Source organism: Flavobacterium swingsii, from assembly GCF_900111965.1.
In the GTDB taxonomy this organism is placed as follows: Bacteria; Bacteroidota; Bacteroidia; order Flavobacteriales; family Flavobacteriaceae; genus Flavobacterium; species Flavobacterium swingsii.
Genome location: NZ_FOJT01000005.1, coordinates 279,340 through 300,041, shown reverse-complemented (window position 1 = coordinate 300,041; position 20,702 = coordinate 279,340). Strand labels below are relative to the sequence as shown.

The following is a 20,702-nucleotide window of genomic DNA, read 5'->3' as shown; positions in this document are numbered from 1 at the left end:
ACGAAGTACACTTATTTATTGATGAATGTTAAGTATAAAGAATACCTTTGCAAAAAATAATACAAAATGGCATCATTCGAACAGTTTAATCTTCCAAAATCGGTACAAAAAGCATTAGACGAATTACAGTTAACAACACCAACTCCTATTCAGGAAAAATCCTTTTCTGTAATCATGTCTGGTCGCGATATGATGGGAATTGCACAAACTGGAACTGGTAAGACTTTTGCTTACCTTTTGCCATTATTAAAACAATATACATTTACAAATACCAATACTCCTAAAATTGTAATTCTTGTTCCAACCCGCGAATTGGTTGTTCAGGTTGTAGAAGAAGTTGAAAAATTGACAAAATACATGTCCGTTTCAACTCTAGGAATATATGGTGGTGTAAACATAAATACACAAAAAAAACAAGTCTATGAAGGTGTCGACATTTTAGTAGGAACACCTGGACGTGTAATGGATTTAGCACTTGACGCAGTAATTCGCTTCGATGACACTCAAAAATTAGTTATTGATGAGTTTGACGAAATGCTAAATCTTGGATTCCGAGTTCAAATTACTTCGATTCTTGCTATGTTGCGTACCAAACGTCAAAACATACTCTTTTCGGCTACCATGACCGATGAAGTTGATGCAATTCTGAATGATTATTTCGATTTTCCAGAAGAAGTTTCGTTAGCAATGTCAGGAACTCCTTTAGAAAAAATCGAACAATTATCGTATAATGTTCCTAATTTTAATACCAAAGTTAATTTACTAAAACATTTACTTCATACCAATGAAGAAATGTCACGTATTTTAGTTTTTGTAAACAATAAGAAAATTGCCGATATGCTTCACGAAAGAATTGAAGCCGATTTTCCAGACCAGTTTGGAGTAATTCACTCTAATAAATCTCAAAATTATCGTTTAACTACGATGGCAACTTTCCAAGAAGGCGAATTGCGTGGTCTGATTACTACCGATATTATGGCACGTGGTCTAGATATTTCGAACATTACACACGTTATAAATTTTGAAGCACCTGAACTTCCAGAACAATATATTCATAGAATTGGTCGTACTGGTCGTGCCGATGCTAGCGGAATTGCCATAAGTTTTATTGCACCTCGTGAGGAAGAAATAAAATTTGGTGCCGAAGTTTTGATGGGCAAAGAAATTACCATTCTAGATTTACCCGAAGAAGTAGAAATCTCTAAACTACTTATTGGTCCAGAAAAAGAGAAAGAAGTGGTTAAGTTTTTACTTAAAAAAGTGAAATTAGAAGGTGGTGCATCTCATCACGAAAAGTCAGAGAAGAACAAAAAAGTAAATTTAGGTGGACCATCTAAAACGAAGAAAAAAACAGGAACTTCTGTCAATCGAAATATTTTAAAAACCAGAGCTGCAAAGAAGAAGAAAAAATAATTATCTTTGAAAAACCATTCGAACTAAATGCAATTCAAACATCCAGAAATTCTCTATTTCCTTTTCTTATTGGTCATTCCAATTCTGGTACATTTGTTTCAATTAAGACGTTTTAAAAAAGAGTTTTTTACCAATGTAAAATTCCTCAAAGAACTTTCCATTCAAACCCGAAAAAGCTCTAAAATCAAGAAATGGTTATTGCTCGCAACACGATTATTGTTACTTGCTTTCCTTATTTTTGCCTTTGCACAACCTTTTTTTAAAGCCAAAGACAGCGAAAATACTAACAACGAATTGTTTATCGTTTTAGACAATTCCTACAGTATGCAAGCCAAAGGTCAGAAAGGCGAATTGCTAAAACGTGCTGTACAAGATTTATTAGAATTTACATCTCAAAACAGTAATTTTTCGATAATTACCAATGATGAAAATTATTGGAATACCAATATAAATGCCACCGAAAAAGATTTACAAAATCTAAAATACAGTGCCATTCCGTTTTCGTTAGAAACTGCTTTAACAAAAATAAAATCTCGTAAAACCTTTGTAAATAAAGACATTGTTATCATTACCGATGCTATTGGAATGAACAAAAATCATATTAAAAATAATGATAAAAACAACAAAACTTACTTCATCATTCCTGAAGCAGAGCAACTGAAAAATATTGCGATAGACAGTGTTTATTTAGCCCAAACTTTAGATGATTTTTATGAAATATCTGTTCAGTTTTCTTCAAATTTTGAGGAGAAAAAAGCAATTCCCGTTTCGGTTTACAATCAAAAAAATTTAATTGCTAAAACAATTTTAAATCTCAAAAAGAACAAAGAAACCATCAATTTTACCATTCCAAAAGCAGATTTTAATGGTTATGTAAACATCAATGATAATAGTTTGGCTTTCGATAATACTTTATACTTTTCTATTTCCGAACCCAAAATAACGAATGTTCTAAGTATTGGCGTAACCGAAAAAAGCGATTTTTTATCTCGAATTTATACCAAACCAGAGTTTAATTATTCAAATTCGTTAATTTCTACTTTAGATTATAGCCAACTAAACAAGCAAGATGCCGTTGTGTTAAACGAATTAGACAATATTCCTGTGGCTTTGCAAACTAATTTAAAATCGTTTGTTACCAAAGGTGGAAACGTTATTTTAATTCCGTCAGAAAAAAATGAAATCTCTAATTTGAATTCATTTTTAAATAATTTCGGAGGTATTCAGTTTTCAAATTTTCAAAATCAAGAAAAGAAAATCACTAAAATAAATTTTTCGAATCCATTGTTTTCAAATGTTTTTGAGAAGAAAATTACTAATTTTCAATATCCGAATACATTACAATCATTTGTGATAAAAAGCAATGCGTCACAAGCGATAACTTATGATGATCAAAGCGCTTTTTTAACATCAATACAAAAACAAACAGGTACTGTATTTGTTTTTTCGGCTCCTATAAATAAGACCAATAGTAACTTTCAGAATTCGCCACTCATTGTACCTACTTTTTACAAAATGGCAATGAATACTGATAAAAACGGAGTGAAATACGAAACTATTGGCAACACAAATCCGTTTTTAATTACTGCAAATACAACCAATAATGAGGTTATTTCTATAAAGAATCCTTCGGAAGAATTTATTCCGTCGCAACAAATTATGTCAGATAAAATTAAAATTTCTTGTGCTGACAATCCAACTTTAGCAGGAAATTTTGAAGTCATTCAAAGCAAAAAAAATATTGGAAATATTAGTTTTAATTTTGATAGAAACGAAAGTAATTTGACACTTCCAAGTGACGAAACTCTTGCCGATTTGAATGTTATTTCTAACATCGAATCATTTTTTGAAACCATTCAAATAAACAGAACCGATAGCCAAGTTTGGAAATGGTTTCTTATTTTTGCACTATTATTTTTACTCCTTGAACTATTTATACAAAAATTTGTAAAATGAATTTAATACTCAAAGCAGCACGAATTATCGATACTAAAAATCCATTTCACAATCAAATTGTGGATATAAAAATTAGTAACGGAATAATCCAAAAAATAGCTTCAAATATTGAAAATAGCGAAGGTTTTGATGAAATAAAACTCGATAATTTACATGTTTCTAAAGGTTGGTTCGACACGAGTGTTTCCCTTGGCGAACCTGGTTTTGAAGACAGAGAAACTATTGCAAACGGATTACAAGTAGCTGCAAAATCAGGATTTACAGCCATTGCTTTACAGCCTAATTCTTTTCCAATATTAGACAACCAATCGCAAATAAATTTTGTAAAACAAAAAGCAAACGGTTTTGCAACCGAGCTTTTCCCAATTGGTGCTTTAACACAAAAAAGTGAAGGAAATGATTTGGCCGAACTTTTTGATATGAAAAACGCTGGAGCTATCGCTTTTGGTGATTATAACAAAAGTTTAGACAATGCCAATTTACTGAAACTAAGCTTACAATATACCCAAGATTTCAACGGATTAGTTATCGCTTTTTCGCAAGATAACACCATAAAAGGCAAAGGAATGGTTCACGAAGGTATCGTTTCGACGATGTTGGGATTGAAAGGAATTCCGTCGCTTGCCGAAGAATTAATCATTGCCAGAAATCTTTTTATACTAGAATATACAGGCGGAAAATTACACATTCCAACTATTTCGAGTGCAAAATCCGTTGACTTAGTCAAAGAAGCTAAAGCCAAAGGATTACAGGTAACTTGTAGTGTTTCGGTACATAATTTGATATTAACCGATAAAGAAATTGAAGGTTTTGATACACGTTATAAAGTTTTGCCTCCACTTCGAACTGAAGAAGACAGAAAAGCATTAATTGCAGGAATTTTAGACCATACTATCGATTGTATCACATCAGACCACAATCCGATTGACATTGAAAATAAAAAAATGGAATTTGATAAAGCAAAATACGGAACCATTGGTTTAGAAAGTGCTTTTGGCGCCTTGCAAACCATCTTGCCAACAGAGATTATTATCGAAAAATTAGTAGCTGGAAGGAATATTTTCAAACAAGAAACGACTTCAATAACTGAAGGAGAAAAGGCAAATATCACCTTATTTAATCCTGAAGGAGAATCGATATTTACAGACGGAAATATCTTATCAAAATCTAAAAATTCGGCTTTTCTTGGCACAAAAACAAAAGGAAAAGTATACGGAATTTACAATCAAGAAAAATTAGTTTTAGCATAAAAATGGAAGAGAAAAAAGACGGAAAAACAGCAGCAATATTAAGTTATATTATTTTAATTGGCCCATTAATTGCCTTATCTATAAATTCGGAAAACAAAAACAGTTTTGCATCATTTCATATCAGACAAGGATTAGGAATCACGATACTTTTCGTAGGCTTGGGATTGATTATTTCGAATTTCAAGAACGATATGATTCTCATTTCAATGTGGATTTTCGTGTCTGTTTTAAGCATGTACGGCATGCTAACAGCGGCAAAAGGAGAAATGAAACCCATTCCACTTTTGGGAAATTTTTTCCAGAAATGGTTTAAAAATATATAAAAAATGACTTTACATCACCTCGTTAGAGAACCAAAAATAAAAAATCCCGATGCTTCGGGAAAAAATCCATTATTACTATTACTTCACGGTTATGGTAGTAACGAAGAAGATTTGTTTTCGTTTGCATCAGAATTACCTGATCATTATTATGTGATTTCGGCTCGTGCACCTTACGATTTGCAATACGGAAGTTATGCTTGGTATGCTATTAATTTTGATGCCGATGAGAAGAAATTTTCAGATTTGAATCAAGCTCGAAGTTCCCGAGATGTAATCGCTAATTTTATTGATGAATTAATTGCTAATTATCCTATCGATGCCAATAATATAACCTTAATAGGTTTTAGTCAAGGTTGCATTTTGAGTTATGCTGTGGCTTTATCTTATCCTGAAAAAATACAACGAGTTGTGGCTATGAGCGGTTATTTTAATACTGAAATTGCCAAAGATAATTTTGAAAATAACGATTTTTCTAACCTTACATTTTTTGCTTCGCATGGTTCTGTAGACCAAGTAATTCCTGTAGATTGGGCCAGAAAATCGAAACCTTTATTAGATAGTTTAGAGATTGAAAACGTGTACAAAGAATATCCTATTGGACATGGAATTTCGCCACAAAATTTCTATGATTTTAAAAATTGGTTGGAAATAATTAAATAAAAAAAGGACTTCAAATTGAAGTCCTTTTTTTATTATTGTTGTGGATACATAACCGTTTCGGCAGTTTCGAAAGTTACAGAACCATCTTTTTCTAAAAAGTATTTCAGAATAACTTCTCCCCAATTAGAATCGCCAGTAAAATCGGCAATAATCCATCGGTGGTTTAAGAAACGTACCTTATTAATCACCATATTATCATACGGAATTAGCTTATTTCCCGTAGGATTCGAGTTCAAATCCATTAGTTTTTCTTTAACTTGTGGCATTAGTTTCTGAACATCATAATCTTCTAAATAATCTTGTGCTTTCTCATCGTAAGCCAAAGAAAAATAATCGCCTTCTTCTTTTTCAGCTACAATTTTAGCAATGCTATCGGTCATTTTTACTTTAAATTTCTCAGCACGATTTTCATCAAAATTGAACTTTTTTGTCGAATACATGTATTGAAAAATATTCAATAATACCGAAAATATTAATCCGTATAAAACCAGTTTTTTCATTTTTTTAAATATTAATTATTAAATTATCGTAAGCCAAAAAAACATTTTCAGGAAGTTTTTTTTGTATTTCTTCATGAAAACCAAAAGTATGACTAATATGTGTTAAATAAGCTTTTTTTGGTTGCACAATATTAATAAAACCTAAAGCTTCCTGCAAATTAAAATGTGTATTGTGAGCATCTTCTCGCAAAGCATTTATTACCAAAACATCCAAATTTTTAAGTTTATTTATTTCGGTAGTTTCAATGGTTTTTACATCGGTCAAATAAGCAAAATTATCAAAACGATAACCAAAAACTTGCAAATCGCCATGCATCGCATTTATAGGAATAATCTTTTTTGAATGACTTTCAATCAAAACATTATTTTCAACTTCTATTGGAAATACGCCTGGCGAACCTGGATATTTATTTTCTGTTTCAAAAATATAATCAAAACGTTTCTTTAGATTTTTTAAAACCCGTTCATGTCCGTAAATAGGAATATTTCCTTGTTTGAAGAAAAACGGTCGAATATCATCTAAACCCGTCGTGTGATCTGAATGTTCGTGGGTAAATAAAATGGCATCAATTTTGGAGCAACCTGAAGTAAGCATTTGTTGCCTAAAATCTGGTCCACAATCTATTACAAATGAATTATTGTCCCATTCTACCCAAATTGAAACCCGCAAACGCTTGTCTTTTTGGTCTTGACTATGACATACAGGATGGTCGCTACCAATAACAGGAATGCCTTGTGAAGTGCCCGTACCTAAAAAATAGACTTTCAATTAAAATATTTTTCACAAAAATAAAGATTATTTTTATGTAAAGCTGTCTAATTTATTAACTTTGTAAAGTATTTACCCCAAGTATGAGAAATTCAGAAACAGAAATTACGCTAAAAGGAGATAAAGTTATTGAACAAATACCGTCAATTTCTGATAAAGCCTTGCGTATCAACCTTAACGATAATATTTACGGAACCTTTGCCGAGATTGGCGCTGGACAAGAAACGGTACGCCATTTTTTTAGAGCTGGTGGTTCTTCTGGTACGATTGCAAAAGCAATGTCTGCCTACGACAAAGATTTTAGTGATGCCATATATGGTATTGAAGATGATGGTCGTTATGTTACCGAAAGTCGTCTAAAAAAGATGTTATCTCACGAAAGTGAACTGATGGAGCAACGACTAAAACGTGACAAACATCCTACAAAAATGTTTTTTAGCTACGCCAATACTGTTGCTACGATAGATTTTGCAAAACAATTTAAAGGTCACGGTTGGGTAGGAATTAGATACCAAATCGAACCTGATGAAGCCTATAACGAAATATTACTTCACATTAGGTTTAAGGAAACTGATGCAAAATTACAACAAGAAACTTTAGGAAAACTAGGCGTAAACCTAATATATGGTGCATTTTACAAGCACAATGATCCAAAAAGATTACTACGTTATTTGTATGACCATATAGATTATGATCAACTAGAAATAGATACCATAAATTTTTCAGGACCAAGATTTGCCGATGTTGATAACCGATTAATGAGTTTACAATTGGTAAAAAATGGTATGACCGATGCCGTAATGTTCGATCCAACAGGAAAAAATATTTTGCCAGCAGCAGTTTTATACAAAAAAAATATTTTGGCATTACGCGGAAGTTTCCGTCCTGTGACCAAAGTAAATATGGACATGTACGAGAAATCGTTACAAATGTTTGTAGATGGTAATAAAGTAAAAAAAGAAAACACTTTGGTTATTTTCGAAATCACACTTTCTAATCTTCGTTCTGACGGAGAAATAGACGAAAGAGATTTTATGGATAGAGCCGAACTGCTTTGTTCGTTAGGACAAACAGTTATGATTTCTAATTTTCAAGAATACTTCAAAGTAGTCGAATATTTTTCTTCTTATACAAAAGCAAGAATGGGACTGGCGCTAGGCGTAAACAACCTAATTGATATATTTGATGAAAAATATTACCGCCATTTGAGTGGTGGAATTCTAGAAGCTTTTGGAAAATTATTTTACCGAGATCTAAAAGTTTTCCTATATCCTATGGAAGATGAAGTTGGTAATGTCATAAACTCACAAAACCTAAAAGTACATCCTCGTATGAAAGAATTGTACAAATTCTTCGCTTACAACGGAAAAGTAACTGATATCACCGATTTTGAAAGAGAAAACCTTAAAATTTTCTCTCGTGAAGTTTTTAAAATGATTCACAATGGCACACCTGGTTGGGAAAAAATGTTACCTGATGGAATTGCCGATCTTATTAAGAAAGACCATCTTTTTGGTTATGATAATAATAGAGTTTTAATCGAAGTTTAAAAAAAATATAACAAATAAACGAATCCTGAATTGTGAAAACAGTTCAGGATTTTTTTTATTAATATGTGTATATTTGGATGTTTCTTAAATCCTAAAAAAACGAAATGGAACAAACAATATCGAAGATTAAATATCATCACGAAAATAAAAAATATTGTAAAATATTAAGGAAGTTTGCTAAAAATTCTCGAGGAGAAACTAGCGGATTTATAGTTGAATATTCCGAAGATTTTATAATTATTCAAGAATCTAACGAATTTGATATTTTAGGTTATTTTGTATTTCCAATTTCAACAATTGAAGAAATTAGATATAATAATTCTGATAAATATTATGAAAAAATACTCCAAGGAGAAAAACTTATAGAAAAAGTTGGTTTGAAACACAAAATTGAACTTAAAAATTGGGAAACAATTTTTAAGTCAATTCAAAATTGTGGCTTAAACGTAATAATTGAAAATGAAAACCCTGAAGACGAAACTTTTGACATTGGACCAATAACTGGAATAACAAAAAAATCAGTTTTGATAAATTATTTTGACGCAAAAGGATTTTTAGATGATGAAGAAACTGAAATTGAGTGGGATAAAATAACATTAGTAAAATTTGATGATCGATATGTAAATATTTTTAGCAAATATCTACGAAAAAGAAAACAGAAATAAATAAAATCCATATCTACCAAACAGCGGCTTTTTACTTTTTAAGTTCCTGATTAAACAAAAACAACTAAATGGATAAATCCAATTTTTTAAATACTATTACTTTAATTACCGTTTTTGTAATGTTGCTTCTTGCTTTCTTTTTGCTAACAGTAAATACAAAAAATAAGCTTTCAAACAGACTTTTTGCTAGTTTTCTTATACTTACAGCATTCGATTTGAGTAGTTTTTTTACCGATAAATATTTTGAAACTAATTTAAGTTTTGAGGTTTTTAGAATGACTACTAGTTTGCTAATCATGCCCATTTTCTATTTGTATGTAAAAGCAGTTTGCCATTCAGATTTTCGATTAAAACCAAAACATTTAATACTAATCATTCCATTTATAATTGCAAATTTAGTTTTTATTCCAAGGTTTTATTTAGCAACTACTATTGATAGCATTTCCATTTTTGAGCATTTTAAGCAAATGTTAGAAATACGTTTTTTCTATATTCTGGCGGAACTACAATATGCTTTTTATATTATTTTGGTTTTTATAATTTTAAAAAAATACAAAGAAATTTACTTAGAGAATTATACCAATGCGAATAACTCATCGTATAAATGGTTGTTTCAAATGACTGTATTTTTTCTAATTGCTCATTGTATCGTTTTCTTCAAATCGGTAATAAGATATACTGATTATAATGTTTTTCTTAACTCATCGAATGTAATTATTGGAACGATTGCACTAATTATAAGTTGTTGGTTTGTGCTAAAAGCGTTAAACAATCCTGAGCTTTTTAAAGGTGTCGATTCAAATATGTTATTGGTAAATGAATCGGTTATTTCAACAGAAAAAGAATCATTTAAAACTCCAAAATCGGCAGAAATCATTTCACAAATAGAATTGGTGAAAAAGTATGTTTTAGAAAACGAATCCTATCTCGAACCATCATTAACAATACAAGAATTGTCTAAACAAGTTAGTATTCCTGTTCGAGATTTATCTGTTTTGATTAACCATCACATGAATCAACATTTTTTTGATTTCATAAATGAATATCGAATACAAAAAGCCATGCAAATTTTAAAAGATTCGTCAAAAAGCAAACTTACTATTTTAGAAATTCTTTATGAAGTGGGTTTTAATTCGAAATCATCTTTTAATACTGCTTTCAAAAAACACACCAATCAAACTCCTACAGAATTCAGAAACTCTTAATTATAAAGACTTTGCGAAAAGTCGAACGTTGCTAAAATAAAGTCGAACCAATTTAATTACTATAAATTGGTTCGACTTTTTTCATTCGGTCGCAAACGTTAAACTTATCATGCAATTTTGCTTCAAATTAATACTAACAATTAAAAATTTGAAACTATGAAAATTACATCTTTATTTATTTTATTTCTAATGCCTTTCTTATGCTTATCACAATTAAAAGAAAATGATTCTGCCCTAAAAAATCAAATTTCTGAAGAAAAATACGTTTTAATAAACGGCAGTGAACAATGGGTTACTATAAAAGGAAATAGTTCGAAACCTATTATATTGTTTATTCACGGAGGACCAGGTAGTCCAATAAGTCCTTATGTTGACGTTTTATATAAAGATTTAGAAAAGGATTTTATTATCGTTCAATGGGATCAACGAGGAACTGGGAGAACTTATGGGCAAAACTCTCCACCTGAAGAATTAACCCCTGAATATTTGAAAGCAAATCCTTTAACACTAGAACAAATGACTAGCGATGGAGTTGAAGTGTCAAAATATCTTTTGAAACATTTAGGAAAACAAAAAATCATACTTACTGGAACATCTTGGGGTTCAGCACTTGGAGTAAAAATAGCTACAAAGCAACCAGATCTTTTTTATGCTTATGTTGGACATTCACAAATTGTTAATCCTACTATTGATGTATATTTTTATGCTAAAATTTATAAAATGGCCGAGAACAAAAATGACAAAGAGTCTTTAGAAATATTAAACTCTATAGGTAAGCCTCCTTATGGTAGAGCAAAAAATGCAGGTTTGTTATTTAGAGTTTTAAAAAAATATGAAAGAGCAAATTCAACACCTGCTCCAGATAATTGGTTTCAACTTTCTCCTGCTTACGACAATGATATTGACAATAAAAATAGAGCAGACGGAGACGATTATTCGTTTGTAAATTATGTTGGTGATGATAAATTGGGAGTTCAATCGATAATTACAACCATTAACTTAATGAGAGATAATTTAGATTTTAAAATTCCAGTATATTTAATTCAAGGCAATGAAGATATTATGACACCAAAAGAAAACTCAAAGCAATATTTTGATAATATTAAAGCCCCAAAAAAAGAATATTATTTGTTACCAAAAGCTGCTCATGGTTTTAATCAATCTGTTGTAGATGCGCAGTATAAAATATTTAAGAGTATAAAAACTTTATAACAAGAAAAACTAAAAATAAGCATTACTAACTCAATTGAGTTAGTAATGCTTATTTTTAGTTTTTCCCTTAAAAGAATCTCAATTAACCTAATATTTGAGCAGCGTGCTCTTTCGTTTTTACTTGAGTAATGATATCTGCAATGATGCCATTTTCGTCGATAATAAAAGTCGTTCTGTGTATTCCGTCATATTCTCTTCCCATAAACTTTTTTGGTCCCCAAACGCCAAATGCTTCAATAACGGTTTTGTCTTCATCGGCTAAAAGCGGAAAAGGAAAATCAAATTTTTCTTTAAATTTCAATTGTGCTTTAGCAGCATCTGCACTTACACCTAAAATCGCATAATTATTGGCAGTAAAACGAGAATAATTGTTACTTAAATCACAAGCTTCAGCTGTACAACCTGGCGTATTTGCTTTTGGATAAAAAAACACTACTAATTTTTTTCCTGAATAATCCGATAATTTATGTGAATTCCCATCTTGATCTAATGCTGAAAAATTTGGTGCTTTATCTCCTTTTTTTAATGTTGTCATAACTGTATATTTGTTTTCAATAAAAGTAACAAAATGAACAAAGAACAAAAAATAACATTTGTTATAAATACGTTAAAAGAATTATATCCTACGATTCCTATTCCGCTCGACCACAAAGACCCGTATACTTTGCTAATTGCGGTTTTGCTTTCTGCACAATGTACTGATGTTCGTGTGAACCAAATTACACCAATACTTTTTGCAAAAGCCGATAATCCGTACGATATGGTAAAACTTTCGATCGAAGAAATTAAAGAAATCATACGTCCATGTGGACTTTCACCAATGAAATCGAAAGGAATTTTTGGTTTGTCACAAATGATTATCGAACTACATGATGGGAAAGTTCCTCAAAGTTTTGAAGCTTTAGAAGCCATGCCGGCCGTGGGGCATAAAACTGCCAGTGTGGTAATGAGTCAAGCTTTTGGCGTTCCTGCTTTTCCTGTAGATACTCATATTCACCGATTAATGTATCGTTGGAATTTGACTAATGGCAAAAATGTAACCCAAACCGAAAAAGATGCCAAACGCATTTTTCCTGAAGAAATCTGGAATGATTTACACTTACAAATTATTTGGTACGGACGAGAATATTCGCCAGCTCGTGGTTGGGATTTAGATAAAGATATTATTACAAAAACTATTGGAAGACAATCCGTTCTGAAAGATTATCACAAAAAAAACGCTCAATAATTTGAGCGTTTTATAGTTAATTCAAGATTGTTTCGAAAATTCCCTCACCAATTTTGTCTATTCTTAATACTTTAGAATAGTTCAATATAAAATTGACTGTTTCTTTTTTTGGTAACATTTTAGGGGTTGCATTTTTCTTTTTAGAGTAAATTTTTGCCATACTATTTTTAATTTTATAGTATAACGCAAACTAGAAAAAAATATTGCTTAATTGGTCAAAATAATTTGATTTTTATCTATTATTCTTCTCAAATTTATTAAAGCATAACGCATTCTTCCCAATGCTGTATTGATGCTCACTCCTGTTGATTCAGAAATTTCTTTGAAACTTAAATCTTGATAAATTCTCATTTCGACCACTTCTCTTTGGTCATCTGGCAATTCTTTCAAGAGCTTAATTAAGTCTTTTTCAACTTGATCAGTAATGATTCTGTTTTCAATATTCGGAGAATTATCACTCATAATCGAAAAAATAGAAAACTCTTCTGTTTCTCGATACATGGGCATTTTTTTTGTTTTTCTAAAATGATCTATAATCAAATTGTGAGCAATTCGCATCACCCAAGGCAAAAATTTCCCTTCTTCGTTATACGAATTACTCTTAAGTGTTTTAATAACTTTTATAAATGTGTCTTGAAATATATCGTCCGAGATATCTCTGTCTAAAACTTTTGAATATATAAAACCAAAGATTTTAGACTCATGTCTTTTTACTAATGTAGATAATGCTGTTTCATCACCATCGATGTAACGCCTTACCAATAAAGCATCTGGGAGTTGAGTAATAGCCATAACAATACTTTTAGATTTTGGGTTTATCTTAAGAGTTTATCTCTTTTTTAAAAGTATTTCTTTGTTATAAGCTTTTGTTTTATATTAATAGACTTCAAATTTAGCACAATTTATTTTATATTAACAACATTTACACAAAAAAATTAACATAATCTTTAAAATAATACTTCAAAATTCAAGTTGCAACCAATCAAAACCAAAAGAGAGTACACACAAATTATAATAAAAAAGCAGAATTGATTATCTTTGTAAAAATTGACTTTTCAAATGATTCATCAAGATATTTCCAAGCTAGAACCTAAAAAAAATATTATTATAAAAGGTGCTCAAATTCACAATTTGAAAAACCTTGACGTTGCTATTCCTCGTAACAAATTAGTAGTAATTACTGGTCTTTCCGGCTCTGGAAAATCTTCTTTGGCTTTCGATACTTTGTATGCCGAAGGACAGCGCCGTTATGTAGAAAGTTTGTCTAGTTATGCCCGTCAATTTTTAGGAAGATTAGACAAACCAAAAGTCGAATACATAAAAGGAATTGCTCCCGCGATTGCTATCGAACAAAAAGTAAACACGACAAATGCACGTTCTACAGTTGGAACTTCGACCGAAATTTATGATTATCTAAAATTATTATATGCAAGAATTGGTAAAACTATTTCGCCTGTTTCTGGTCTTGAAGTCAAAAAAAATACGGTTACCGATGTTATAAATGACGTAAAAACTTTCGAAATTGACTCTAAATGGTTGCTCCTCGCCCCCATTCACCTAGAAGAAGGACGAAAATTAGAAGACAAACTAAAAGTGCTTTTGCAACAAGGTTTTGCGCGTATTTTGGTTAAAAATGAAATGATTCGTTTAGATGAAATAGCCGAACATACATTAGATAATAAAGACATTTTACTTATTATTGATAGAATTGTTCTTAAAGATGATGAGGATTTCTTCAATAGATTGGCAGATTCTGTGCAAACAGCTTTCTATGAAGGCAAAGGAATTTGTTATTTACAAGAAGTGAATTCTGATAAAAAATACAGTTATAGTGCTAATTTCGAGTTAGATGGATTGTCATTTTTAGAACCAAATGTACATTTATTTAGTTTTAACAATCCATACGGTGCTTGTCCAGTTTGTGATGGTTATGGTAATATTATTGGTATCGATGAAGAATTAGTTATCCCAAACACCGCTTTGTCTGTATACGAAAATGCTATTTTTCCTTGGCGTGGCGAAAGCATGAGTTGGTTTCGTGACGAATTAGTAAACCACAGTCATAAGTTCGATTTTCCTGTTCACAAGCCTTATTTCGAGTTATCAGATGATCAAAAAGATGTGATCTGGAAAGGAAATAAATACTTTCAAGGTTTGAATGATTTCTTCAAAGAATTGGAAGAAAAAAATTATAAAATTCAAAATCGAGTGATGCTTTCTCGTTATCGAGGGAAAACAAAATGTCATTCTTGCAAAGGAAAGCGACTTCGTCAAGAAGTTTATAATATAAAAGTAGGTGCGAAAACATTACCTGATCTGGTCGATTTATCTATAAAAAATACCGTTTTATTTTTCAAAGATTTAAAACTATCAGATTATGATGCCAAAGTTGCCAAACGATTACTAATAGAAATCAACAATAGATTGTCTTTTCTACAAGAAGTTGGATTAGATTATTTGACTTTAAATAGAAATTCGGCAACGCTATCTGGTGGCGAATCGCAAAGAATAAATCTAGCTACTTCGCTAGGAAGTTCGCTTGTTGGTTCTATGTATATTCTCGACGAACCGAGTATTGGTTTACACCCAAAAGATACCGAAAAACTAATTCAAGTGCTTATTTCTCTTCGTGATTTAGGAAATACTGTAATTGTGGTCGAACACGATGAGGATATTATGAAAGCCGCTGATATGATTATAGATATTGGTCCAGAAGCAGGAACCTTTGGTGGCGAATTAGTGGCTCAAGGAACTTTTGATGAGATTTTGAAATCATCATCATTAACAGCAAAGTATTTAAACGGAGATTTAGAAATTTCGGTACCAAAAACCAGACGAAAATCTTCAACATACATAGAAATATTAGGTGCTCGAGAGAATAATTTACAAAATGTAGATGTTAAGTTTCCGTTAGAAATGCTTACCATAATTACAGGAGTTTCGGGTTCTGGGAAAAGTACTTTGGTTAAGAAAATTCTTTTTCCAGCGATGCAAAAAAAGATTGATGGCGTAGGCGAAAAAGCTGGACAATTTACAGAAATGCGTGGTTTTTATCACAAAATTCACCATATCGAATATGTAGATCAAAACCCAATTGGAAGAAGTTCCCGTTCTAATCCAGTAACTTATATCAAGGCTTACGATGATATTCGAGAATTGTATGCTAAAGAAAAACTTTCTAAAAATCGTGGTTATCAAGCCAAACATTTTTCATTTAATGTAGATGGTGGTCGTTGCGAAACCTGTAAAGGTGAAGGTTCTATAAATGTTGAAATGGTTTTTATGGCCGATGTTTCCTTGCCTTGCGAAACTTGCAACGGGAAACGTTTCAAAAAAGAAGTGCTCGAAGTTACTTTTGAAGGAAAAAATATCGATGATATTTTAACGATGACCATCGATGAGGCACTAACTTTTTTTATTGATACAAAACAAACTAAAATTTCTCAAAAACTACAGCCTTTGCAAGATGTTGGTTTGGGTTATGTACAATTGGGACAATCATCATCGACTCTTTCTGGTGGAGAAGCGCAAAGAATAAAACTCGCTACATTTTTAGTAAAAGGTGCAACTAAAGAAAAAGCTTTGTTTGTTTTTGATGAACCAACAACGGGATTACATTTTCACGATATCCAAAAATTACTCAAATCGTTTAATGCTTTAATCGAAAAAGGACATTCAATTATTGTTATCGAACACAATTTAGACATGATAAAATGTGCCGATTGGGTTATCGATCTTGGTCCTGAAGGTGGCGAAAACGGCGGACAAATCCTTGCTGAAGGAACTCCGGAAGAAATTGCAAAAAACAAAAAATCTATTACAGGAAAATATTTGAAGGAGAAGTTGTAAATAAAAATCGCAAATTGATAAACCAGATTAGACTAGTCTATCAATTTGCGATAAAAATTAATCGAGTTTTGTAATTATTCAATCACTATTTTCTTGCTTATTTTCTTTTTTCCAACATTTAGAGTCGCTAAATAAATTCCTTTAGTAAGACTGCTAATATTTATTCTTTCAATTTGATTGGGATTTGTAATCATTTTTTCTAAAACTACTTTCCCATTTATATCTATTAATGAAAACTGATATTCTTTTTCTGTTAATGTTCCTATGTTAATATTAATAGAATCTTTCGTAGGATTTGGAAAAAAGCTCACTTGAAAATCAGAATTAAATTCTTTGTTAGACAAGGTCGTACTTGCCACTGCATAATGCAACATTGTGCCAGTAGCTGCTTTAGCAACTTTGTAGTTATAAACGGGATCCATATTTACCAACAAATCGGTAGCTGTATGTTTGTGGGTTGTCTCATTGGTTTCAAACATTCCTGTAATTATATTATTATTACTCTGGAAAGACATATAATCTGATGCATAGGCATAAGAAAGTGTAGTACTTAATGGAGAATATAAACCTACGCAAGTAATCATTTCGTTTGTAAATGCTGTAGAAGCAGCATTATTTGTGGTTGGAGAAGCAGTATCTCTTTCGCAAGTTATGTTGTTGTTTGTCATTCCTGCAACGCCTCCTACTTCATCTAAATTAAAAACCAACTTAATATTTAATGGCGTTGATGCATTAACAACATTACTTACATAAGCTTGACTACCTTTTAGTCCGTCTTCTTCTCCCGAGAAATTGACGAATTTTATAGAATATTCAGTTGGCACATTTTGCAACAATCTAGCTATTTCTAAAATAGTAACAACACCACTGCCGTTATCATTTGTCCCTGTCCCCGATATAGAATCGTAGTGACCGCAAACAATCACAAAAATATTTGGATAAACTGTTCCAATTTTATTTACAGTCAAATTTTTGCAAGTGAAGCCTGAATAAGAATAAGTATCTTCAACTATTTGACTAGCTGTGTAACCATAACTCGAATATTTGAGTTTTAACCAATCTAATGTATTTTGTAACTCTGGAGTTCCTCTTCTTTTTACACCTAAATTTTCGTACTCTATTAAGTTATTAGTAACATTAGTTTGAGAAACTTGGTTGGCAATATCTGCATAAGCTTGTACAAAAGTTTGTGCAAAAAGACCATTTATGGTAAATAAAAAAATAATTATAAATTTCTGCGCAGTTGTCTTCATAATAGATAAGTAGGTTTTGGGTTTAGCAAATATATAAAAAATGTAAATAAAATAGGTAATAAATATTTAGATTTAACAATTTAACTGTCAATAGTTTAAAAAATAGTTTAAGAATAATCACCATCCCTTTCTAATTTTTGGCACGCAAATTGAATATATCATTACAACAAGAATATTTCTTTGTTCGAGGAAGCTAAAAATCGTAAGAGTAAGCAAATTATTAAAACACAGTATCATGAAAAAAATTACTCTTTTAGTAGCCAGCATCTTCCTGGTAGGAAGTATGGCAAATGCGTCAGAAAACCCTATTTTTTCTGATAACACAACAATTGCAAGATTCAATTTTGATGAGCCAATAGCCTTTACAGAACGTGGCATCGGGTTTTATGTATTCCCAAATGGTGAATTCGATTTTAACACCAGACCACAAGATTCTCAAGGAGATTATTACTACAAAACTGCGGGAAAAAGAGCGGGAAGCGACATAAACAGAAGACCCGAAAATTACGGAGTTCGTATTGAACATGACGCTTTTGGTAGAGTACGAAGAATTGGAAATACTTTTATCAATTACGATTATAATGATCGTGTGAGTAGAATTGGAACAGTCTATATGAAATATAACCGTTTTGCACTTTCTCAAGTTGGTGGATTAAAAATTATTTACAACCGAAGAGGTCAAATCATAGATATTTTTGGTTCTGTAAAAGGACGTTCTTCTTATTACAACACAAATAATTATGGAAATAGTCAAGGTCATAATGGATATCAAAACAATGATAATGACTATAATGATAATTCAAATAATCCTGATGATTACTACTATTACAAAGCTGATGGCACTAAAGCAAAAATAGAAAATTCAGTTAATGATAGAAAAGAAGAAAAGGATGAAAAATAATTTATATGCTGGTTACATATAAATTTGGTTAGGTTGGTTTGTTTATTAGAAACTCCGCTCATTAGTAATAATGGCGGAGTTTTTTTTATATTTTTTAATATAATTGAAAGTCTAGCCAAAAACCTCAAAATTCACTCCATCATAGCTCGCAAAAACCATACTTGGGTGCGAATCTTGGTGAAATATATTTCCTTTGTTATCTATCGCAATTGCACCAGCAAAACCATCATAAGGCAATAATTCTGCAAAAGTTTTTTCGAATGCTTTGTCTAAAGAAAAACCATCGGTTACACGAGTTACAATCTTGGCAGCAGTCGCGTTACTCACAATATCCTCACCTACTCCTGTTAAACTCACACCACAAAATTCGTTGGCGTAATTTCCTGCTACAGTAGCCGAATCTGATATTCTTCCTACTAGCTCAAAACCTTTTCCGCCAGTAGAAGTAGCAACGGCAAGTTTATTATTATCATCTAAAGCAACGCAACCTACAGTTCCTGTTCCTAAAGATTTTAGTTTAGCTTCATATTCCGTTCTTCGTTGTGGAATTTCGGTCGAAAATTTTTCAAAACCATGTTGTCTAGCGTAATTTGTAGCGCCACTTCCGCCCAAAACTCTATCGTCTTCACTCATTAATACTTGAGCTACTTGAATCGGGTTTTTTACGTCTTCGATATTTATCACGCCGCTCATTTTCTGAGTTTCACCATCCATAATGGCCGCACTCATTCTTATTTTTCCGTCACTTTGTATTTGCGAACCAATTCCAGCATTAAACAATTCGTCGTCTTCCAAAAGAGATACTGCAAAAACAACTGTTTCAACAGCCGAATGTGTTTTCAGAAATTCGTACGAAGACTTCACAATTCGCTCTAAAGCATTTTGTTTTGCTACTTTTGTTTCAGCATTTGTAGAAGATTCCGAGAAAAAACCGCCGTGAATTATTATTTTAGACATCTTATACGTATTGCGAACTCTGAATAGTCATTTTAAAAGTATCCAGACTAAAAGTGTCGTGTTTACTCATTACATGTGTCACTAAATGCGAGATTGAAATAGGCTGACCCAACTCAATTTGCGTCAAATTCGTGTCTTTTATCTCACGCCCATCAACAAGGATTACAAGTCCAGAACCAATCGCTTCCATTTGTTTTCCATCAGTAATAAGCAAACCAGTATCTTCTCCAAGACCAATTCCGAGAACTTTAGGATTTCCTACAACCGATTGAAAAAGTCTTCCAATTCTACCACGTTGCACAAAATGAGTATCAATAATAACACCGTCTATAAGACCTAAACCAGAAGTGATTTTCACTTCACCTTTCAGTAAAGCTTCCGAACTACTTCCTTGATAAATCATATTATTAGAAGCCGCAGCAGCACCTGCCGAAGTTCCTGCATAAATAAAATCTTCATTGTGATATTTCTCCAACAACAAATCGTGAAAAGGAGTTCCACCAAGAATCGATGTCAATCGCAACTGATCACCACCAGTAAACATCACCACATCGGCAGCTTTTAGGCGAGCTACAATTTCAGGATCCATTGCTTCTTCACGACGTTCAATATTTAGAACATCAACGTTATTTGCGCCTAAATAGCTCAACGCTTTCACATATTCAGGGCCTATTTCTTTAGGAATTTTCGAAGCCGTAGTAATAACCTCAATTCTAGATTCTAATTTATGTTTCGATTCGTCAAGAATTCTTTTCAAAATTCCAGTTTCAAAAAAATTCAAATTCTTCGCTGCATTCCTATCAAGATCTGTTTCAGTAAAACTTCCCTTATCAACCGCACCACCTATAATGATTAATTTTCCTTGTATCTTCATTCGGTAAAAATAACCAAAAATTGAAATAATGCAAATCTATTTTCTTTTTTTTGAAGCAAAACTTTACAGTATTTATCAACATATTTCCTGCTGTTCGCTACAATCCATCACGTCCCAAAAGACGAGATGGGATTTCC

The 20,702-nt window shown here is 31.8% G+C and carries 20 protein-coding genes; 12 read left to right on the top strand and 8 right to left on the bottom strand.

Annotated elements, in window-relative coordinates; translation table 11 throughout:
• Window positions 1-66 precede the first annotated feature (66 nt).
• Genes BM053_RS10600 through BM053_RS10580 form a run of 5 tightly spaced genes read left to right on the top strand, consistent with a single transcriptional unit; the run spans window position 67 to window position 5,602 of the window.
• A complete protein-coding gene (locus BM053_RS10600; RefSeq protein WP_091477209.1) occupies window positions 67-1,413 on the top strand; it encodes a DEAD/DEAH box helicase in 1,347 nt (448 codons plus the stop codon).
• A gap of 27 nt (window positions 1,414-1,440) precedes the next feature.
• Window positions 1,441-3,369 carry a vWA domain-containing protein gene (locus BM053_RS10595; RefSeq protein WP_091477206.1) on the top strand — a complete coding sequence of 643 codons (1,929 nt, stop codon included), beginning with the start codon at window positions 1,441-1,443 and terminating at the stop codon, window positions 3,367-3,369.
• Window positions 3,366-4,619, top strand: coding sequence for a dihydroorotase (locus tag BM053_RS10590; protein ID WP_091477204.1), 1,254 nt, complete (start codon window positions 3,366-3,368; stop codon window positions 4,617-4,619). Before BM053_RS10595 ends, BM053_RS10590 begins: the two co-directional genes overlap by 4 nt.
• Window positions 4,620-4,621: 2 nt before the next feature.
• Window positions 4,622-4,942 carry a DUF4870 domain-containing protein gene (locus BM053_RS10585; protein ID WP_091477201.1) on the top strand — a complete coding sequence of 107 codons (321 nt, stop codon included), beginning with the start codon at window positions 4,622-4,624 and terminating at the stop codon, window positions 4,940-4,942.
• 3 nt (window positions 4,943-4,945) lie between these two features.
• On the top strand, window positions 4,946-5,602 hold the full coding sequence (locus BM053_RS10580) for an alpha/beta hydrolase (RefSeq protein WP_091477199.1): 657 nt from the start codon (window positions 4,946-4,948) through the stop codon (window positions 5,600-5,602).
• Between the two features lie 32 nt (window positions 5,603-5,634).
• Here the strand turns inward: BM053_RS10580 and BM053_RS10575 are convergent, their stop codons facing one another.
• Window positions 5,635-6,102, bottom strand: coding sequence for a hypothetical protein (locus BM053_RS10575; RefSeq protein ID WP_091477197.1), 468 nt, complete (start codon window positions 6,100-6,102; stop codon window positions 5,635-5,637).
• Between the two features lie 4 nt (window positions 6,103-6,106).
• A complete protein-coding gene (locus BM053_RS10570; RefSeq protein WP_091477195.1) occupies window positions 6,107-6,871 on the bottom strand; it encodes an MBL fold metallo-hydrolase in 765 nt (254 codons plus the stop codon).
• A gap of 83 nt (window positions 6,872-6,954) precedes the next feature.
• Between BM053_RS10570 and BM053_RS10565 the strand changes: the two genes are divergently transcribed.
• The 4 genes from BM053_RS10565 to BM053_RS10550 all read left to right on the top strand — a co-directional run bounded on the left by BM053_RS10565 (window position 6,955) and on the right by BM053_RS10550 (window position 11,503).
• On the top strand, window positions 6,955-8,421 hold the full coding sequence (locus tag BM053_RS10565; protein ID WP_091477194.1) for a nicotinate-nucleotide adenylyltransferase: 1,467 nt from the start codon (window positions 6,955-6,957) through the stop codon (window positions 8,419-8,421).
• 104 nt (window positions 8,422-8,525) lie between these two features.
• On the top strand, window positions 8,526-9,086 hold the full coding sequence (locus BM053_RS10560; RefSeq protein ID WP_091477192.1) for a hypothetical protein: 561 nt from the start codon (window positions 8,526-8,528) through the stop codon (window positions 9,084-9,086).
• Between the two features lie 68 nt (window positions 9,087-9,154).
• On the top strand, window positions 9,155-10,291 hold the full coding sequence (locus BM053_RS10555; protein WP_091477191.1) for a helix-turn-helix domain-containing protein: 1,137 nt from the start codon (window positions 9,155-9,157) through the stop codon (window positions 10,289-10,291).
• 156 nt (window positions 10,292-10,447) lie between these two features.
• Window positions 10,448-11,503, top strand: coding sequence for an alpha/beta hydrolase family protein (locus BM053_RS10550; RefSeq protein ID WP_091477189.1), 1,056 nt, complete (start codon window positions 10,448-10,450; stop codon window positions 11,501-11,503).
• An 82-nt stretch (window positions 11,504-11,585) separates the two neighbouring features.
• Here BM053_RS10550 and bcp read toward each other — a convergent pair whose 3' ends face one another.
• Entirely contained in the window at window positions 11,586-12,038 is a 453-nt protein-coding gene (gene bcp, locus BM053_RS10545; protein WP_091477188.1) for a thioredoxin-dependent thiol peroxidase, read from the bottom strand.
• 33 nt (window positions 12,039-12,071) lie between these two features.
• On the opposite strand from bcp, the gene BM053_RS10540 reads away from it, so the two are divergent.
• Window positions 12,072-12,731 carry an endonuclease III domain-containing protein gene (locus BM053_RS10540; RefSeq protein WP_091477186.1) on the top strand — a complete coding sequence of 220 codons (660 nt, stop codon included), beginning with the start codon at window positions 12,072-12,074 and terminating at the stop codon, window positions 12,729-12,731.
• Window positions 12,732-12,747: 16 nt separating this feature from the next.
• Here the strand turns inward: BM053_RS10540 and BM053_RS12180 are convergent, their stop codons facing one another.
• Window positions 12,748-12,891 carry a hypothetical protein gene (locus BM053_RS12180; RefSeq protein ID WP_167357342.1) on the bottom strand — a complete coding sequence of 48 codons (144 nt, stop codon included), beginning with the start codon at window positions 12,889-12,891 and terminating at the stop codon, window positions 12,748-12,750.
• Window positions 12,892-12,938: 47 nt separating this feature from the next.
• Window positions 12,939-13,523, bottom strand: a complete 585-nt coding sequence (locus BM053_RS10535) for an RNA polymerase sigma factor (protein ID WP_091477185.1) — start codon at window positions 13,521-13,523, stop codon at window positions 12,939-12,941.
• Window positions 13,524-13,790: 267 nt separating this feature from the next.
• Between BM053_RS10535 and uvrA the strand changes: the two genes are divergently transcribed.
• A complete protein-coding gene (gene uvrA, locus BM053_RS10530; protein WP_091477183.1) occupies window positions 13,791-16,580 on the top strand; it encodes an excinuclease ABC subunit UvrA in 2,790 nt (929 codons plus the stop codon).
• A 74-nt stretch (window positions 16,581-16,654) separates the two neighbouring features.
• On the opposite strand, the gene BM053_RS10525 is transcribed toward uvrA, so the two are convergent.
• On the bottom strand, window positions 16,655-17,833 hold the full coding sequence (locus tag BM053_RS10525; RefSeq protein ID WP_091477181.1) for a M28 family peptidase: 1,179 nt from the start codon (window positions 17,831-17,833) through the stop codon (window positions 16,655-16,657).
• A gap of 235 nt (window positions 17,834-18,068) precedes the next feature.
• Here BM053_RS10525 and BM053_RS10520 point away from each other — a divergent pair, with 235 nt between their 5' ends.
• Window positions 18,069-18,734, top strand: coding sequence for a hypothetical protein (locus BM053_RS10520; RefSeq protein WP_091477179.1), 666 nt, complete (start codon window positions 18,069-18,071; stop codon window positions 18,732-18,734).
• A 111-nt stretch (window positions 18,735-18,845) separates the two neighbouring features.
• Here the strand turns inward: BM053_RS10520 and BM053_RS10515 are convergent, their stop codons facing one another.
• Together BM053_RS10515 and BM053_RS10510 are read right to left on the bottom strand one after the other, a co-directional pair.
• Window positions 18,846-19,691 carry an isoaspartyl peptidase/L-asparaginase gene (locus BM053_RS10515; protein ID WP_091477177.1) on the bottom strand — a complete coding sequence of 282 codons (846 nt, stop codon included), beginning with the start codon at window positions 19,689-19,691 and terminating at the stop codon, window positions 18,846-18,848.
• Window position 19,692: 1 nt separating this feature from the next.
• Window positions 19,693-20,565, bottom strand: coding sequence for a cyanophycinase (locus tag BM053_RS10510; protein WP_091477175.1), 873 nt, complete (start codon window positions 20,563-20,565; stop codon window positions 19,693-19,695).
• Window positions 20,566-20,702: the final 137 nt, after the last annotated feature.

Bases quoted from the DNA above. Each gene is read 5' to 3' on its own strand.
- uvrA (WP_091477183.1), top strand. From the start codon at position 13,791: ATGATTCATCAAGATATTTCCAAGCTAGAACCTAAAAAAAATATTATT.
- BM053_RS10585 (WP_091477201.1), top strand. From the start codon at position 4,622: ATGGAAGAGAAAAAAGACGGAAAAACAGCAGCAATATTAAGTTATATT.
- BM053_RS10535 (WP_091477185.1), bottom strand. From the start codon at position 13,523: ATGGCTATTACTCAACTCCCAGATGCTTTATTGGTAAGGCGTTACATC.
- bcp (WP_091477188.1), bottom strand. From the start codon at position 12,038: ATGACAACATTAAAAAAAGGAGATAAAGCACCAAATTTTTCAGCATTA.
- BM053_RS10525 (WP_091477181.1), bottom strand. From the start codon at position 17,833: ATGAAGACAACTGCGCAGAAATTTATAATTATTTTTTTATTTACCATA.
- BM053_RS10575 (WP_091477197.1), bottom strand. From the start codon at position 6,102: ATGAAAAAACTGGTTTTATACGGATTAATATTTTCGGTATTATTGAAT.
- BM053_RS10565 (WP_091477194.1), top strand. From the start codon at position 6,955: ATGAGAAATTCAGAAACAGAAATTACGCTAAAAGGAGATAAAGTTATT.
- BM053_RS10510 (WP_091477175.1), bottom strand. From the start codon at position 20,565: ATGAAGATACAAGGAAAATTAATCATTATAGGTGGTGCGGTTGATAAG.
- BM053_RS10515 (WP_091477177.1), bottom strand. From the start codon at position 19,691: ATGTCTAAAATAATAATTCACGGCGGTTTTTTCTCGGAATCTTCTACA.
- BM053_RS10595 (WP_091477206.1), top strand. From the start codon at position 1,441: ATGCAATTCAAACATCCAGAAATTCTCTATTTCCTTTTCTTATTGGTC.
- BM053_RS10540 (WP_091477186.1), top strand. From the start codon at position 12,072: ATGAACAAAGAACAAAAAATAACATTTGTTATAAATACGTTAAAAGAA.
- BM053_RS10520 (WP_091477179.1), top strand. From the start codon at position 18,069: ATGAAAAAAATTACTCTTTTAGTAGCCAGCATCTTCCTGGTAGGAAGT.
- BM053_RS10550 (WP_091477189.1), top strand. From the start codon at position 10,448: ATGAAAATTACATCTTTATTTATTTTATTTCTAATGCCTTTCTTATGC.
- BM053_RS10555 (WP_091477191.1), top strand. From the start codon at position 9,155: ATGGATAAATCCAATTTTTTAAATACTATTACTTTAATTACCGTTTTT.
- BM053_RS12180 (WP_167357342.1), bottom strand. From the start codon at position 12,891: ATGGCAAAAATTTACTCTAAAAAGAAAAATGCAACCCCTAAAATGTTA.
- BM053_RS10590 (WP_091477204.1), top strand. From the start codon at position 3,366: ATGAATTTAATACTCAAAGCAGCACGAATTATCGATACTAAAAATCCA.
- BM053_RS10600 (WP_091477209.1), top strand. From the start codon at position 67: ATGGCATCATTCGAACAGTTTAATCTTCCAAAATCGGTACAAAAAGCA.
- BM053_RS10560 (WP_091477192.1), top strand. From the start codon at position 8,526: ATGGAACAAACAATATCGAAGATTAAATATCATCACGAAAATAAAAAA.
- BM053_RS10580 (WP_091477199.1), top strand. From the start codon at position 4,946: ATGACTTTACATCACCTCGTTAGAGAACCAAAAATAAAAAATCCCGAT.